12 protein-coding genes are annotated in these 16,409 nt (G+C 72.9%); 7 read left to right on the forward strand and 5 right to left on the reverse strand.

The genetic code is table 11. The features are described from left to right. Window positions 1–47: 47 nt before the first annotated feature. Entirely contained in the window at window positions 48–1,469 is a 1,422-nt protein-coding gene (gene uxaC / locus KIH74_RS30660) for a glucuronate isomerase (RefSeq protein ID WP_214159885.1), read from the reverse strand. Between the two features lie 188 nt (window positions 1,470–1,657). On the opposite strand from uxaC, the gene KIH74_RS30665 reads away from it, so the two are divergent. Both KIH74_RS30665 and KIH74_RS30670 read left to right on the forward strand, forming a co-directional pair. Then, window positions 1,658–2,683 (forward strand): LacI family DNA-binding transcriptional regulator, encoded by a 1,026-nt coding sequence (locus KIH74_RS30665; protein ID WP_214159886.1) that lies wholly within the window; start codon window positions 1,658–1,660, stop codon window positions 2,681–2,683. 44 nt (window positions 2,684–2,727) lie between these two features. Then, entirely contained in the window at window positions 2,728–4,191 is a 1,464-nt protein-coding gene (locus tag KIH74_RS30670) for a mannitol dehydrogenase family protein (RefSeq protein WP_214159887.1), read from the forward strand. 77 nt (window positions 4,192–4,268) lie between these two features. Here KIH74_RS30670 and KIH74_RS30675 read toward each other — a convergent pair whose 3' ends face one another. The 3 genes from KIH74_RS30675 to KIH74_RS30685 all read right to left on the reverse strand — a co-directional run bounded on the left by KIH74_RS30675 (window position 4,269) and on the right by KIH74_RS30685 (window position 6,598). Continuing rightward, window positions 4,269–4,625: a hypothetical protein gene (locus KIH74_RS30675; protein WP_214159888.1), complete on the reverse strand. Its 357-nt coding sequence runs from the start codon at window positions 4,623–4,625 to the stop codon at window positions 4,269–4,271. A gap of 104 nt (window positions 4,626–4,729) precedes the next feature. After that, window positions 4,730–5,479, reverse strand: a complete 750-nt coding sequence (locus KIH74_RS30680) for an alpha/beta fold hydrolase (protein ID WP_214159889.1) — start codon at window positions 5,477–5,479, stop codon at window positions 4,730–4,732. 78 nt (window positions 5,480–5,557) lie between these two features. Further along, window positions 5,558–6,598, reverse strand: a complete 1,041-nt coding sequence (locus KIH74_RS30685) for an isopenicillin N synthase family dioxygenase (RefSeq protein ID WP_214159890.1) — start codon at window positions 6,596–6,598, stop codon at window positions 5,558–5,560. A gap of 326 nt (window positions 6,599–6,924) precedes the next feature. Here KIH74_RS30685 and KIH74_RS30690 point away from each other — a divergent pair, with 326 nt between their 5' ends. From KIH74_RS30690 to KIH74_RS30710, 5 genes are all read left to right on the forward strand, one after another. Further along, entirely contained in the window at window positions 6,925–7,737 is an 813-nt protein-coding gene (locus tag KIH74_RS30690; RefSeq protein ID WP_214159891.1) for a class I fructose-bisphosphate aldolase, read from the forward strand. Window positions 7,738–7,900: 163 nt separating this feature from the next. After that, entirely contained in the window at window positions 7,901–9,097 is a 1,197-nt protein-coding gene (locus KIH74_RS30695) for a 3-dehydroquinate synthase II domain-containing protein (RefSeq protein WP_214159892.1), read from the forward strand. A 64-nt stretch (window positions 9,098–9,161) separates the two neighbouring features. Next, entirely contained in the window at window positions 9,162–11,837 is a 2,676-nt protein-coding gene (gene mprF / locus KIH74_RS30700; RefSeq protein ID WP_214159893.1) for a bifunctional lysylphosphatidylglycerol flippase/synthetase MprF, read from the forward strand. Between the two features lie 4 nt (window positions 11,838–11,841). Beyond that, complete coding sequence (locus KIH74_RS30705; protein WP_214159894.1) at window positions 11,842–13,050, forward strand: alpha/beta fold hydrolase; 1,209 nt, start codon at window positions 11,842–11,844, stop codon at window positions 13,048–13,050. A 192-nt stretch (window positions 13,051–13,242) separates the two neighbouring features. Continuing rightward, entirely contained in the window at window positions 13,243–13,974 is a 732-nt protein-coding gene (locus KIH74_RS30710) for a copper homeostasis protein CutC (protein ID WP_214159895.1), read from the forward strand. A gap of 7 nt (window positions 13,975–13,981) precedes the next feature. Here KIH74_RS30710 and KIH74_RS30715 read toward each other — a convergent pair whose 3' ends face one another. Continuing rightward, window positions 13,982–16,282 carry an RCC1 domain-containing protein gene (locus tag KIH74_RS30715; protein WP_214159896.1) on the reverse strand — a complete coding sequence of 767 codons (2,301 nt, stop codon included), beginning with the start codon at window positions 16,280–16,282 and terminating at the stop codon, window positions 13,982–13,984. Window positions 16,283–16,409 lie beyond the last annotated feature (127 nt).

Raw genomic sequence — 16,409 nt, forward strand, 5'->3', positions numbered from 1 at the left:
CCTTGCACGGGTGGGGCCGGGCGCCCCCGGCCGGGGGCGCCCGACGGTCAGATACGGCGTTGGTAGGCGATTTTCGGCAGGTTGTAGGCCAGGTCGACGGCGGTCTCGGTGGCCTCGTCCAGGTTCAGCCGGTGCTCCAGCACGAGCCGGGCCAGGAATCCGGCGTCGACGCGGCGGGACAGGTCGTGCCGGGCCGGGATCGAGGCGAAGGCCCGGGTGTCGTCGACGAATCCGGAGGTGTTGTAGAAACCGGCCGTGTCGACGGCGGTCTCCCGGAAACGCTGCATGCCGCCGGGGGTGTCGAGGAACCACCACGGGGCGCCCAGCCGCAGCGACGGGTAGGCGCCGGCCAGCGGGGCCAGCTCCCGGCTGTAGACGGTCTCGTCCAGCGTGAACAGGATGGCCCGGAAACGCGGGTCGTGACCGTAGGTCTGGAGCATCGGCCGCAGCGCGGTGGTGAACTCGGCGGCGAACGGGATGTCGAAACCGACGTCCGGGCCGTGTTTCGCGGCGATCCCGGCGTGGTGATCGCGCAGCACGCCCGGGTGGATCTGCATCACCAGGCCGTCGTCGCACGACATGCCGGCGAACACGTACAGCATGTGGGCGGCGAAACGGGCCGCCTGGTCCGCGGTCACGGTGCCGGCCAGGGCCTGGTCGTAGATCGCGGCGGCCTCGGCGGGCTCCAGCGGGGTGGTGTCGGCCAGCAGGTGCCCGTGGTCGGTGGCCAGGCCCCCGGCGGCGGCGAACGCGGCCCGGCGCTCGCGCAGGGCGTCGAGGAACCCGGCGTAGTCACCGGTGCCGGTGCCGGACACCTTGGCCAGCGCTGCCACGTCGTCCCGCCAGGAGGGCCGGTCGAGGTGGACCACGGCGTCGGGGCGGAAGGTCGGGACGACCCGCTCGCCCAGGCCCTGCCGGGCCAGGCCGGCGTGGTGGGCCAGGTCGCTGCCGGCCGGGTCGGTGGTGGAGATCAGCTCGATGTTGAACGTGTCCAGCAGCTGCTGCGGGCGGAAGCCGGGCTCGGCGATGCGCTCGCTGATCCGGTCGTAGAGGGCGTCGGCGGACTCGGCGGAGGGCACCTGGTCGACGCCGAACACCTCGACCAGCTCGTGCTCCAGCCAGTACCGCGAGGGGGTGCCCCGGTAGAGTTTCCAGTTGGCGCAGAACGTCTTCCAGATGGCGCGCGAGTCGGTCTCGGTGGGCCCGCCGTCGACGCGCCGCACCCCGAGCGTCTCGGGGGCGATGCCCTGGGAGACCAGCATCCGGGTGACGTAGTGGTCGGGGGTGACCAGCAGCCGGGCCGGGTCGGCGAACGCGGTGTTCGAGGCCAGGACCTCGGCCTCCACGTGCCCGTGCATGCAGATGAGCGGGAGGTGCGCGGTCTGCCCGTAGATCTCGCGGGCGACGGCGCGCTGTTCGCGGTCCAGGGGCAGAGCGCGGTCCGGGTGCAGCGTCAGTGATGCGGCCATGGGGTCCTTACCTCTCGGGCTGTCGAACGGAAGGTCCGGTGCGAGCAAACGGTTGCATGCTCGCCGCGTCGTGGCTAGGCCACTGAAGGTCCTGATTTCGGGCGGAACTTGGACCTCTCCCTGCGGGATCGGGAAGCATGTCACCTGAGCAGGACGAACGGCCTTGACCCGGGCGTGCAACCGGTTGCATGCTGAATCGGTCAGCAGCGCGCCGTCATCACGATCCGGAGGACGTCATCACCGCCACCATCCGGGACGTGGCCGCGGCCGCGGGGGTCTCCCCGGCCACCGTGTCGCGGGCGTTCGGGCGGCCGGAGAAGGTCGACGAGAGCACCCGCCGCCGCATCGTCGAGGCCGCCGAACGGCTCGGCTACCAGCCCAACCGGGCCGCGCAGTCACTCACCACCGGGCGCACCGGCAACATCGGGATCATGGTGCCCGACCTGGCCAACCCGTTCTTCACCAGCGTGCTGAAAGGCGCGCAGCACCAGGCCAACCGGCTCGGTCACCCGGTGCTGCTGGCCGACACCGAGGAAGACCCCTCGGCCGAGCTGCGCTTCTCCCGGGCCCTGGCCCAGCAGGTCGACGGCCTGGTGCTGTGCGGCTCACTGATGAGTGACGACGAGGTGCTCCAGATCTCGCGCCTGCGCCCCCTGGTGCTGGTCAACCGGCAGGTGCCGAAGCTGCCCGCGATCACCGTCGACAACGCCGGCGGCGCCCGGCAGGCCGTCACCCACCTGCGCGCGCTCGGGCACCGGCGCATCGGCTACGTGGCCGGGCCACCGGGTAGCTACTCCAACGCCGAGCGGTACCAGGCGGTCTCGGAGCACGCCGAGGGCGCGGGCCTGGAGTGCGTTCCGGTCGGCCACTTCGAGCCGTCGTTCGAGGGCGGGCGCGGCGCGGCCGACCAGGTGCTCCTGGCCGGCGTCAGCGCGGTGGTCGTCTACAACGACGTGATGGCCCTCGGGCTGGTCAACCAGCTGGTCGCCTACGGCGTCGCGGTCCCGGCCGAGATCAGCGTGGTCGGGTTCGACGACATCCCGATCGCCGCCATGTTCACCCCGGCCCTGACCACCGTCCGCATCCCCCGCGAGCAGGCCGGCGGCGCGGCCGTCGCACACCTGCACGCCCTGCTCACCGGCGGGCGGCCGGTGCCGCCCCCCGACCTGACCACCGAGCTGGTGGTGCGCGGCACCACGGCCCGGTCCCGCTGAAACACCCGCTGAATCTGCCGTAACCGGCTGAAACGGAGTCGACGATGAGCCGTCTGTCCCTGGCCACCCTGGACCTGGCCCGCTCCCGCCCGAACGTCACGATGCCACCCGTCGACCCGGCCGGGCAGCAGGTCGGCATCCTGCACCTGGGCATCGGTGCCTTCCACCGCGCCCACCAGGCGGTGATCACCCAGGAGGCCGCCGCGGCCACCGGCGACACCCGGTGGGGCATCTGCGGCGTCACCCAGCGCTCCGACACCGTGGCCCGGCAGCTGCGCCCGCAGGACGGTCTGTACGGCGTGCTGGAGCGCTCGCCCGAGGGCACCCGGCTCCAGCTGACCGGCTCGGTGCGCGACGTGCTCTACCCCGAGGCGCAGCAGGACGAGCTGGACGCGCGCTTCGACGACCCGGCGGTCACCGTGATCACCCTGACCGTCACCGAGAAGGGGTACCGCCGGGCCGGGAACGGCCGGCTCGACCTGACCGACCCGCTGGTCGCCGCCGATTTGGCGTCGAATCCGGCTGCCGGGCGGCCGGTCTCGGCCGTCGGCCGGCTGGTGCGCGGGCTGCTGCTGCGCTCGCGCGGCTGCGGCGCCCCGGTCACCGTGCTGTGCTGCGACAACCTCAACGACAACGGCACGGTGGTGGCGGGGCTGGTCGCCGACTTCTGCGCGGCCCTGCCCGGTGCGGTGGGGGAGCCGCTGGCGGCCTGGATCGAGGGCAACGTCTCGTTCCCGTGCAGCATGGTCGACCGCATCGTGCCGGCCACCACCGCGGCCGACCGCGCCGACGGGCAGGCCCTGCTCGGCCTGGCCGACGAGGGTCTGGTGGTGGCGGAACCGTTCCGGCAGTGGGTGATCGAGGACTCGTTCGTGGCCGCCCGCCCGGCCTGGGAACGGGCGGGTGCCCAGCTGACCAAGGACGTGGCGCCCTACGAGCTGATGAAACTGCGCATCCTCAACGGTTCCCACTCCACCCTGGCCTACCTCGGCGCCCTGGCCGGGTACGCCACGATCGCCGAGACCGTTGGCGACGAAAGGCTTCTCGCGGTGGCCCGGGGACTGATCACCGAGGACGTGATCCCGGTGCTCCAGGCCCCCGACGGCACGGACCTGGCGGCCTACGGCGAGCAGGTGCTGCACCGCTACACCAATCCGGCCCTGGCCCACCGCACGGTCCAGATCGCCATGGACGGCTCGCAGAAGCTGCCGCTGCGGCTGCTGGCCACGGTGCGCGACAACGAGCGCGCCGGGCGTCAGGCGCGCTGGGCGGCGCGGGGCGTGGCGGCCTGGATGACCTACCTGGCCTCGCCCACCGCCCGCACGGGCATGCCGCTGCCCGTCGACGACCCGCTGGCCGCCCGGCTCACCGCGAGTGTGCGGGGCCGCACCGACGCGGGCGGGATCGTGGACGCCCTGCTGGCCTACCCGGAGATCTTCGGCGCGGACCTGCCCGACAGTGCCTGGTTCCGGGCTCAGCTGACCGAGGACGTGGCCGAGCTGCTCTGACGGCCACGCACGGACGCTCCCGCCCCGGAAACCGGTGCGGGAGCGTCGAACCCGTTGCGCCTCGGCGGATCAGTGGATCAGTGGATGGTCACCCCGGTGACCGAGACCGCGCCGGCCGCGAGCTGAGTGTCCACGCCCTGCGGCAGGTCGGTGCTGTGGGTGCCCGCGCCGTCCACGTAGGTGATGGTGACGGCGTTGTTGCCGGTGGTCACCCCGATGATGTCGCCGATGTCACCGGTCCAGGTGCCGTCGTTGGCGAAACAGGCCACGGCCGGGTAGTTTCCGCTGGTGTCGTTGCCGAGCAGGCGCACGTACTCCGAGGCCTGCGGATCGTCGCACGAGGGCGTCGTGATCGCGGCGGCGGGCAGCGCGGTGCCGACCCCCACGGCGGTGACGGCGACGGCGGTGGCGGCGAGGCGGGTACGCGTCTTCATCGTCGATCAATCCTTCCGCTGTGTTCTACCGGACGTGAGGGTAGATGCGGCCCGGACGGCGGAAAGTTCGGAAGTTCTGGCAAAAGCTCCTGGCCTGCGGGTTCTCACCGGCCCGCGAGGGCCGGGACGGAGGCCAGGAAGCGGGTGACGACCGCGCCGACCAGCTCGGGGCACTCGCGCACCAGCAGGTGCCCGGCACCGGGCACCACGCAGAGCTGGGCGCCGGGAACGGCCGCCGCGATCGAGGCGGTGTGCTCCAGCGTGACCATGTCGCGGTCGCCGGCCATCACCAGGGTGGGCGCCGTGACGGAGGCCAGCGAGTCCGGCGTGATCTGCGGCTCGCGCTTCCACAGGTCGAGGAGCTTGCCCACCACCGTGTCGGCGTGACCGGCGCCGTCGGGGGACAGGCGGCCGTACTCCTCGCCCAGCTGCTCGTGCTGCCGCGCGCTCACCGACAGCGCCGCCTGCTCGTCGGGCACGAAACCGGACGGGTCGAGATTGGCGCTGATCGCCACCAGTGACGCCACCCGCCGTGGGTGGTCGCGGGCCAGCAGCAGGCCGGTGATCGCCCCGTCGCTGAAACCCACCACGTGGGCCCGGGGAACGCCGATCGCGTCGAGGTAGGCCAGCGTGTGGTCGACCATCGCGGCGTACGCGTACGGCTGCGGCTGATCGGGTGTGCGCCCGTGGCCCGGACGTTCCGGGCCGTGCACCCGGTAGCGCGCGGACAGCAGGCGGTTCAGGTCGCCCGTCGCCTCCAGCGAGCAGAAACCACCGTGCAGCAACAGAAGTGGTTCACCCGCACCGGTGATCTCGTGGTAGGTGCGGCTGCCGGGGAGCTCGACGTAGGGCATGGCGCCACTGTAGTACCCGAAAATGGTGGACGACGAAGAGTCCGAAAAGCCTTTCGCCGTCCACCATTTTGCTCTGCGTCACGACCCCGCGGACAGCACCCGGCCGGCCTCGCGGGCGGCGCCCCGGTTGAGCACACCGGCCCGTGAGCCCGCCAGCTTGGCGCGGATGTGCTCGTCCACCGTGACGTCGGAGTACAGGGCCGGGTGCGCGTCGTCCACGAAGGCGGGCAGCGGCCCGACCACGGCCCCGGCGTCGCCGTCGAAGAAGTAGGCGGCCGAGCGCCTGCGGCGGATCGTGCCGTCGACGATCGGCGGCTTGACCCGGTGCAGGGTGGACAGCCACTGCTCGTTGGTGAGCCGCGTGGTCAGGTCGCCGAGGTTGATCAGCAGGGCGCCGTCGGCCGGGGAGACGTCGTGCCACTGCCCGCCGTGCAGCACCTGGAGCCCTTTGACCTGGTCGGCCCAGAGCACGGTGACGATGCCGTAGTCGGTGTGCTCGCCCATGCCGATCAGGTCGTCGTCGACCTGCACCCGCAGGCCGCCGGGCAGCGCGTAGTTGTTCATGCGCAGCACCTCGATCGGGTGCCCGGCCAGCTCGTCGAAGAAGCCGGTGGGCAGGCCGAGGGCGTCTTCGAAGACGCGGGTCATGGTGCGGGCCACCCGGCCGGCCTCGGCCCGCCAGGCGTTCACCCGCTCGCGGAAACCGGGGACGTCGGGCCAGGTGTTCTCGGCGTAGTGGGTGGCGATCAGGTCGGTGCCGGGGTGGTCGGAGCAGCTCGACCCGACGTTGTAGGCCTCGAAGAAGTCTTTCATCCGGGTCTCGGACTGCACCCCCGCGCTCAGCGCCAGGCTCTCCGACCTCGGCGGGGTGTAGCCGCGGTTCTCGGCGGGCGGCCGCACCCAGCGTCTCTTGGTCTCCAGGGGCAGGCCGAACAGGTCGTCCAGGGCGCCGGCCAGGCCCCGGGCCGTGGCCGGGTCGACGCCGTGGCCCAGGATCTGGATGAAACCGACCTCGCGGCAGGCAATGTCGGTCTGCCGGGCGACGGCGGCCCGCTGCTGCGGCGTGCCGCCGGTGACGTAGGGGCCGATGTCGACGGACGGGACCTGGAACGGGCTCACGACTTCTCCTCCGGGCGGTGGGACGGGCAGCACGATAGTCGGCGGGTGTTGCCCCGAGGTTTCCTGATCCGGTTGTGATGAATGGGTCGCGGGAACGGCTGCGACACTGGTGTGGCCAGGCTGGTGAGCCGCCGGAAACGTTTGCCCGGGGCGGGTATCTGGGGTAAATTTCAGCGGGTTCTCGCCGGTCGCTGGCCGTCAACTCGGGGGGGTTGATGTTTTCACGCAGAGCTGATTTGCGGTGCAGCCACACGGAATTCGCTTGATCTGGCCGAAACTCCTGTGGACAGCGGAGTTTGGTGAACGGTGAACGGGGAGAATACTTCATGAAAGACCTCAGGCTGCGCCGGATTCTGCATCCCGGAACTGGCCGTACCGTCATCTGCCCGATGGACCACGGCGTGGCCCTCGGGCCGATCGCCGGGCTCACCGACCTGGAGGCCGCGGTCGCGCTCATCCGCGACCACGTCGACGCCGTGGTGGTGCACAAGGGACAGGTCGCGGCCATCGCCCGGCAGCTGGCGTCCAGCCCGGGCATCGCCGTCATCGTGCACCTGAACGCCTCGGTCGAGGGCAGCCCCAGTCATCCCGGCAAGGTGCTGGTCGCCAGCGTCGAGGAGGCGCTCAGCCTGGGGGCCGACGCGGTGTCGGTGCAGCTGAACCTCGGCTGCCCCGGTGACGACGAGATGCTGCGCAGTGTGGGGCAGGTCGTGCGCGAGTCGCAGCTGCTCGGCGTGCCGGTGCTCACCATGACCTACCCGCAGGGGCCCGGGCTGCGCGCCGACTCGGTCGCCGACGTGGCGCACGTGGCACGGGTGGCGGCCGAGCTCGGGTCCGACCTGATCAAGGTGTCGGTGCCGCCGGAAGAAGACGCCGTGGCCCGCATCGTCGCCGGGGTCGGGGTGCCGGTGGTGGTGTCCGGCGGGCCGCGCCGGCCCGACCCGGCCCCGGTGCTCCGCTCGGTACAGTCGGCCGTGGCGGCGGGTGCCCGGGGAATTGCCCTGGGGCGCAACGTGTTCCAGCATCCTGATCCGGGGTGGATGGCGGCCCGGCTGCGCGCCGTGGTGCACGACCTGCCGGGGGCCCGGGCAGACGCCGTGCTGGACGTCGGCGCGCACCGGGTGCTGGCGCACCCCTGACGCGTCCCTGCGACGTGTCCTCCTGACGTGTCCTCCTGACGTGTCCCTGTGCGCCATCCCGTGACGCGTGCCTGTGACGCCCTCCCGTGACGCGTGCCTGTGACGCCATCCCCTGACGTGTCCCTTGAAGCACCCCTGATGCGCCCCGAGAGGACGAACCGAGATGACGATCAGCGAGACAGCCATCAGCGAGACGACCGTCGGCGAGCCGGTGCACCGGGCCGAACGGGCCGCCGGGCGCGGCGGGCAGGAGGCGTGGCTGTGGGTCGACGAGCGCACCGGCACCGCCGCCCTCGACCGGGCGGCGCAGACCGGATACGTCACGTTCCTCAGCACCCTGGCCGGGCTCGACGTGCTGGGCGGCTACCAGCTGCCGCAGCGGGCGTCGGTCGCCGTGGTGATCGACTCGGCCGGGCAGCTGCCCGCCGTGCTGGAGCACCCGGCCACCCGCGACCGGCTGGCCTACGTGGTGGCCGCGAACATCGACGCGCTGCCCGGTGACGCCTACGACGGTGCGGTCGGCCTGCTGGAGCGGGTCGACGACCACGACACGCTGATGCGCGTGGTCGATCGCCTGGGCACGGTCGACCTGGTGGCCATCAGCTTCCGCGACCCCACCAACATCCCGCTGGAACTGGTGCTGGCCGAGGCACAGAGCTCACGCACCCGGGTGGCCAAGATCGTCGACAGCACCGACGACGGCGTGGTCAGCCTGATGACGATGGAGGCGGGCGCCGACGTCGTGGTGCTGCGTGGCGGCGACGTCGCCGACATCACCACGCTGGCCGGCACGGTCGCCGACGCCGCCGTGCAGAGCATCGACCTGCGCCCGGCCACCGTGACGGCGGTGACGCACTGCCCGATGGGAACCCGGGTGTGCGTCGACACCACCTCGGCGCTCGGGCGCGACGAGGGCATGATCCTCGGCTCCACCTCGTCCGGCGGCCTGGTCACCTGTAGCGAGACCCACCACCTGCCCTACATGAACCTGCGGCCGTTCCGGGTGAACGCCGGGGCGCTGCACCTGTACGTGTGGGGGCCCGACGACCGGGCCGTCTACCTGAGCGACCTGCGCGCCGGCTCGCAGGTGCTGGCGGTCGACACGGCCGGGCGCACCCGCACGGTCACGGTGGGGCGGATCAAGATCGAGCGCCGGCCGCTGCTGCTGATCGAGGCCGAGATCGACGGGCGGCCGGTCAACACGTTCATCCAGGACGACTGGCACGTGCGGATGATGGGCTCCCAGGGCGAGATCCGGCCGTCCAGCGAGATCGCCGTCGGCGACCAGCTGCTCGGCCACCTCGACACCCCGGGCCGGCACGTCGGCATCCGGATCGAGGAGACCATCGAGGAGCGCTGAGCCGATCCTGCCCCCAGGACGGGTGGCTCAAGTGCCGCACCCGCCCTGCCGATCACTTCCGACCATGAGCGACGAGTCCCACGGAGGGGACCACGACGGGGACGGCGGCGGGAACGCCGGCAGCTCCCGGGCACGCGGTCGGCTGATTGCCCAGCTGGCCGTGTTCGGGGCGATGGTGGCCGCCGTGGTGGTGCTGCAACAACGCCTTTCGGGCTACCCGTGGCACCGGCTGCACGACGATCTGGCCGCCCTCGGCGCCCGGCCGCTGGTGCTCGCCCTGCTGGCCACGGCGCTGTCGTACTCGATCATGATCTGCTACGACGCCCTCGCCCTGGACTACGTCGAGCACGCCATGCCGATCCGCCGCTACGCCGCGGCCTCGTTCGTGGCCACCGCGTTCGGCAACACCCTCGGCGCCTCGGCCGTGGTCGGCGCCGCCCTGCGGGCCCGGGTGTACTCCGCCTGGGGGCTGCCCGCCTTCGCGATCACCCGGGTCACCGGGTTCAACCTGGTCACGCTCAGCCTGGGCAGCTCGGTGCTGATCGCCGTCGGCCTGGCCTGGGGGCCGTCCGCGGTGCTGTCCTGGCTGCCGTTCGGCCGCGTGGTGTCCATGCTGCTCGCGGCCCTGCTGCTGGGCGGCGTCGCTGGATACGTGCTCTGGTGCGGCGCGCACAAGAACCCGGTGACGGTGCGGGACTGGCGGATCGACCGCCCCACCCGCTGGATGGCCGCCACCCAGCTCGTCGTGTCGGTGATCGAGTGGCTGACCATGGCCGCCGTGCTCTACGCGCTGCTGCCCGCCGGGCACGGCCTGGCCTTCGCCCCGTTCGCCGTGCTGTTCGTGCTGGCCACCACCCTCGGCCTGCTCAGCAACGTGCCCGGCGGCCTGGGCGTGGTGGAGGCCGTGCTGGTGCTGGCCCTGTCCTCCGACGAGCCCTCCACCGGCCTGGTCACCGCGCTGGTCGCCTACCGCCTCGTCTACTACCTGATCCCGCTCGCCCTGGCCGCCGTGGTGCTGGCCGGGCTGGAGGCCCGCCGCCACCCCGACCGCACGAGCAACCTGGTGCGGGCGGCCGGCGTGCTCACCCCGTCCCTGCTGGCCGTCCTGCTCGTGGTGCACGGCGGCATCATGATCGTCACCGGTGAGCTGCTGCTGGGCGGCCCGCCGTCGTCGCTCAGCGCCTTCACCGCCAGCCTGGTCGGCGTCGGCATCCTGCTGCTGGCCCGCGGCCTGCACCGCCGCCTGCGCGGCGCCTGGGCCCTGACCCTGCTCGTGCTCACCGTTTTCGCCGCCACCCACCGCAGCTTCCTGGCCGTGGCCGCGGTGGCGCTCGCGGTGCTCCTGCTGCTGGCCCGGCGGGCCTTCAACCGGAGCACCGCGGTGCTGACCGGCCCGCGCAACTGGATCTGGCCGGCCGTGCTGGCCGGGGTCGCCGCCCTGCTGTGGTGGCGCGCCGCCTGGCTCGACCCGGGCCCGGGCGAGCAGCCCTGGCCCTCCGCCATGACCGGCGACGGGCCGGCCCTGTCCCGGCTGGCCCTGGCCGCCGCCGTGCTGGCCCTGATCGTCGCCGGCACCCGCCTCCAGGTGCCCGACGCCGGGGCGTCCATCGCCTCGGTCCCCGACCTGGAACGCGCCGTGCCGGTGCTGGCCCGCGCCAGCCACGGCAACGCCTCGCTGCTGTGGACCGGCGACAAGCAGCTGCTGTTCTCGTCCGGGGGTGACGCCCTGCTGATGTACCGGGTGCAGGGCCGCAGCTGGGTGGTGATGGGCGACCCGGTGGGCGACCCGGGCCAGTTCGGCGAGCTGGTGCGCAGGTTCCTCGACCTGTGCGACAGCCGCTGCGGGCGGCCGGTGTTCTACTGCGTGCGCGACGACCTGGCCGGCCTCTACCGCGAACACGGCCTGGCCCTGGTCAAACTCGGCGAGGAGGCGATGATCCCGCTGGCCGGTTTCGCGATGACCGGCTCGCGCCGGGCCAAGCTGCGCAGCGAGTGCCGGGCCAGTGCCCGGGCCGGGGTGGTGGTCGAGATCGTCGAGGGCGAGCGGCTGGCCGCGGTGCTGCCCCAGCTGCGCGAGGTGTCGGACCGGTGGCTCGACGACCGTCGCACCCAGGAGAAGTCGTTCTCGCTGGGCGCCTTCGACGAGGACTACGTGGCACGGTTCCCGGTGGCGGTGGCCAGCATCGACGACCGGGTGGTGGCCTTCGCGTCGCTGTGGACCAGCGGTGCCCGGCACGAGGTGAAGGTGGACCTGATGCGCCGCTGCCCCGAGGCACCGCGCACGGTGATGACCCACATGTTCGTCGAGTCGATGACCTGGGCCCGGGAGAACGGCTACGACACCTTCAACATCGGCATGGCACCGCTGTCCGGGTTGCGCACCGACGGCACCGGCTCGTTCTGGGAACGGGTGGGCCACGTGCTGTGGACCCACGGCGAGCACTTCTACAACTTCCAGGGCCTGCGCCAGTTCAAGGAACGCTTCGACCCGTCCTGGGAGACCCGCTACGTCGCCTCGCTGGGCGGCCCGGCGCTGCCGGTGATGATGCTCGACGTGGCGGTACTGGTGGCCGGTGGCGTGCGCGGCATGGTGCCGCACCTGCACAAACTGCCGGTGCCCCGGGAGAAACCGGCCGCCGTGCCGCACCCACGCGACCCGCGCGACCCGCACGGCCCGCACAACAGGGACACCCAGGACGACCGGCTGCCCGCCGCCCCGGGGAGCGCCGGGAGGCTGTGAGCCGATGATCCGCGCGCTCCAGGAGACGGCCGTCGGCGCGCTCGCGCACGCCCTGGCCCGACGGCAGGGGTTCGTGGTGCGGCGCCCGGTCGTGCCGGACCGCTCCGGCACCTTCCCGCTCTCGGCCGTGCGCACCGGGCCGCCGGGACGGCTGCCGGTGCTGATCGTTCCCGGTGGTCCCGGGCTCGGGTCGGTGGTGCCCTACGCGAACCTGCGCTCGACCGCCACCCGGCTGGGCCTGCACGTGATCATGGCCGAGCACCGCGGTGTGGGCCTGTCCCGCGGCGACGGCCGGGGCGGCGACCTGCCGGTGGAGGCGGTCACCGTGCAGGCCGCCGCCGACGACCTGGCGGCGGTGCTGGACCGGGCCGGGCAGAGCCGTGCCGTGGTCTACGGCAACTCGTACGGCAGCTATCTGGCGCAGGTGTTCGCGGCGCGGCACCCCGACCGGGTGGCGGCGATGGTGCTGGACTCGCCGCTGCTGTCGGTGGAGGACGATCTCGCGGTCACCCGGAGCTACCGGCGTCGGCTGCTGTGGGACGGCGAGGACCCGGCCCTCGCGGCGGTGGCCGCGGCGGTGCGCGGGCTGGCCGCCACCGGGGTGCCGATGGCCGAGCTCAGCCAGGTGGTGCAGGTGATGTTCGAGTTCGCCGGGCCGCGGGCGCTGCTGCGGTTGCTGCTGGCCCGGCGCCGGGGCCGCGCGGGGGCGCTGTGGCGGCAGATCGGCCGGCTGGGGGAGGGAGACCTCCAGGGCCGGGGCGTGCCGTACGTGATGGAACCCGACCTGGTGGCCGGGATCGCGCACGGCGAGCTGAGATTCGGCATCGGACCGGACGGCGGGCCGCTCGACCCGCAGCTGCCGTTCGCCGAGGCGGCCGTGCGCCGCCCCTACTGCGGCGAGCCCTTCGACCTGCCCGCCCACCTGCCCGGTCTGCGGCGTCCCCTGGTGGTGATCTCCGGCGACCGCGACCTGCGCACGCCGCGGCCGGTGGCCGAGCGGCTGGTGCGCCTGGCGCCCGACGCGGTGCTGGTGCCGCTGCACGGCACGGGCCACAGTGCCCTCGACGCGCACCAGCTCGCCGCCCTGCACGTGGCCCGCGCGGTGGTGGCCGGCAACGCGCGGCGTCTGCCCGCCCAGGCCGGCCGGCTGTCGGCGCTGCCCCGCCGGGGCCCGTCGCACCGTCTCGGGCAGGTGCTGCGCGCGGTGGTCTGAGCGGCGCGGGCGCACCGGGAGGAGCCGGTTCCTGAGTGTGCTCCCGGCAATTCATGGCTCCCACGGGTTGTCGGTATCGCCGACGGGACCTAGTGTGCGAGAAGTCTTTGAATGAAGGAGCCGGTCTTTCCTGATGCTTGTCAACAGCGTGTCCCGAACCGATCACGCAGACCGCCGAACCGGTCCGCGGCGATGAGGCTCGAGATCGCCGTCACCGGTCCCGCCGGGGCGCGGGCCGCCGCCGCGCACGGCGCCGACCGGGTCGAACTGTGCAGTGCCCTGGAACTGGGCGGCCTCACGCCGTCGGCCGGGCTGGTCGAGTCGGTGCTCACCGCCGGGCTTCCGGTGCACGTGCTGATCCGTTGCCGCCCGGGCGATTTCGTCTTCTCCGAAGACGAGGTCGAGCTGATGACCCGGGACGTCGCCCGGCTGGTGGAGCAGGGCGTCTCCGGGGTCGTCGTGGGTGCGCTCACCCCCGACGGCGCCGTCGACAAGGCCGCCCTGTCGCGCTGGGTGAACGCGGCCGACGACCGGGTGGAGGTCACCTTCCACCGCGCCGTCGACCGCACCGCCAACCCCGCGGCGTCCGTGGTCTCGATCGCCTCCTCCGGCATCAGCCGGGTGCTCAGCTCCGGCGGCGCCGCCCGCGCCGGTGACGGCGCCGGGGAACTCACCCGGATGCGGCTGGCCGCACCCGAACTCGGCATCACGGCCGGTGGCGGTGTGCGGGTGGAAGACATCGGCCGGCTGACCGGGGCCGGGGTGGAGGGAATCCACCTGTCGGCCAAGCGCATCGTCACCGTCCCCGGGGAAACCGGTGTGCGGCTGGGTGTCTCGGACGACGGCGGGCACTGGGACACCGACCCCGAGCTGGTGGCCGCGGCCCGGGCCGAGCTGGACGCCGCCCTGCGGCCCACCGGCTGAGTCCCGGCTACCTGCTGAGGAACGAGGTCGTGCGCCCGCTGGTGGCGACGGCCGTGATCTGCCGTCCCGCCAGCGCCCCGGTGGCCTTCACCGCGACCGGCGTCATCGAGCCCTTGGCCGTGCCGTCGGCCAGGTTGCCGTAGGTGTTGGTGGTGCCCCAGCAGGCGGCCGTGCCGTCGGTGGCGACCGCGCAGCCGGTGGCCGAGTACGGGCCGCCCTCGACGTAGCCGGTGGTCACCCGGGTCACGGACTTGCCGGCCAGCGCGCCGGTGGTGTCGACCGCGACCGGGTACTGCCGGTTGTTCGTGGCGTCGTTACCGAGCGGGCCGTAGTTGTTGTAACCCCAGCAGTACGCCCTGCCGTCGGCGACGGCGCAGGTGGAGTAGCTGTGCGAGTCGATGTCGGTGACGGTCTTGCCGGCCAGGCCGTCGGCCGCCTGGTACACGGCCACCGGGAGCGAGCTGTTCGCCGTGGAGTTGTTGCCCAGCGCGCCGTAGGAGCCGTAGCCCCAGCAGTACGCCTTGCCGTCGGCGATCACGCAGTTCTGCACGAAGCCGGAGCTGAGCCGGGTGACGGTCTTGTCTTTCAGCACGCCCGCCGTGGACACCGCGACCGGCAGCGGGCTGTCGTTGGTGGTGCCGTTCCCGAGCTGGCCCCACAGGTTCTCGCCCCAGCAGTACACCTGGCCCTCGGCCAGCGCGCAGGTGTGGTTGCCCATGGTGCTGACCGACGTGACCGTCTTCCCGGCCAGCAGGCCGCTGGTCGAGACCGCCACCGGCACCCGGCTGTTCGTGGTGGTGCCGTTGCCGAGCTGGCCCTTGGCGTTGTTGCCCCAGCAGTAGGCGTTTCCGTCGGCGACGGCGCAGGTCTGGTGGATGCCCGCCTCGACGTCGGTCACGGTCCGGCCCGTCAGCAGGCCACCGACGAGCAGCGGGGTGGTGCTGGTCGTGGTGGTGCCGTCGCCCAGCTGACCGTCGGTGTTGCCGCCCCAGCAGTACAGCTTGCCGGTCGCCACGGCGCAGGTGGCGTACTCGCCGACCGAGATGTCGCTGATCGTGGCCGGGTCGAGCGTGGAGCCGGCCGGGCCGGCGGTGGAGGTGGAGACGGCGGTGGCCGTGGCGTGCGCGGTGGTGTCGGTGGCCCCGGTGAGCAGCTGCCCGTAGCCGTTGTAACCGGCTGTGGTGAGGTCACTTCCGGCCACACCGGTGGACGTCGGAGCCGGAGTCGCGGTGGCCGCGGGGGTCGGGGTGGTGGCCGCGACGGGGGTGGTGGGGGTGCCGGTCGCGGTGGTGGCCGGTTCGGTGGACGCTGGGACGTCGGTCGCCGGGGTCGCGGGAGTCGTGGACGTCGTCGCGGTGGGGGTGGTGGGGGCGATCGTGACCGGCGGGGTGACCGGGGCCTGCGTCGATCCGGTGGTCGGCGTGGTGGTGGGTGCGGTGGTCGGCTCGGTGGTCGCGGGGGCGGTGGTCACCGCGGGCGTGGGCGCGGCAGGGGTGGTGGCCGTGGTTGTGGCAGTGGTTGTGGCAGTGGGCGTGACGGTGGGTGTGGTCGGGCCGGCGGACGGGGTGATGACGACGGCCCGGGGCGTGACCGACACCGTGCCGGAACTGCTCCCGGTGCCGGCCGCGTTCACCGATGCCACCGAGACCCGGTACGTGGCACCGTTCTTCAGCCCGGACACGGTGGCGCCGGCCCGGTCGGTGCGCACCTGCACGGCACTGCCGCCGGAGACCGGGGCGTACGACAGCAGGTACCCGGTGACCGGCGAGCCGCCGGTGTCGGCCGGGGCGTTCCAGGAGGCGGTGAAGCTGCCGTCGCCCGGCTGGGCGGACAAGGCGGTGGGAGCGGCGGCCACGGTGTAGGGGGTGGCCGACACCGCGGCCGAGGCCGGGCCGGTGCCCGCCGAGTTCGTGGCCGCCACGGTGATCGCGTACGCGGTGCCGTTGACCAGCCCGGTCAGCGCGGCCGAGCGCCCGCTGACCGTGGTGGTGCGGGCCGTGCCCCCGGCCGGCGTGTAGGTGACGGTGTAGCCGGTGATCGCGCGCGCCGACGACGGCGCCGGCCAGGTGAGGTCGACGCGCCGGTCGCCCGGCGTCGCGCTCGGCCCGCCGACCTGCCCGGGGCGCTGTGCGGCGGACGCCTGGGCGATCGCCTCGCTGATCGCGTCGAACAGGTCCGACAGCCAGGAACTCGAGCGGTACCCCTGATCGGCCGTCGCGGCGGACGCGGACCCGGCCGACAGGAGGGTCGTTCCGGTGGCGAGCGTGACGACGAGGGCGGCAGCGGCAAGTGACCGTCGATAGCGCATGGGGTAGTGCTCCCGAACCTGAAGGTGCCCGGGCTGACCCCGGTTGAAGGTTTTACCTGAGAGTAGTCATTCCATAGCGCTACGTAATGAGACTGTCCGGGTGAAGCCCGCCGGTGGTGAGCACGGT

The sequence above is a fragment of the Kineosporia corallincola genome, assembly GCF_018499875.1.
Classification (GTDB): Bacteria; Actinomycetota; Actinomycetes; order Actinomycetales; family Kineosporiaceae; genus Kineosporia; species Kineosporia corallincola.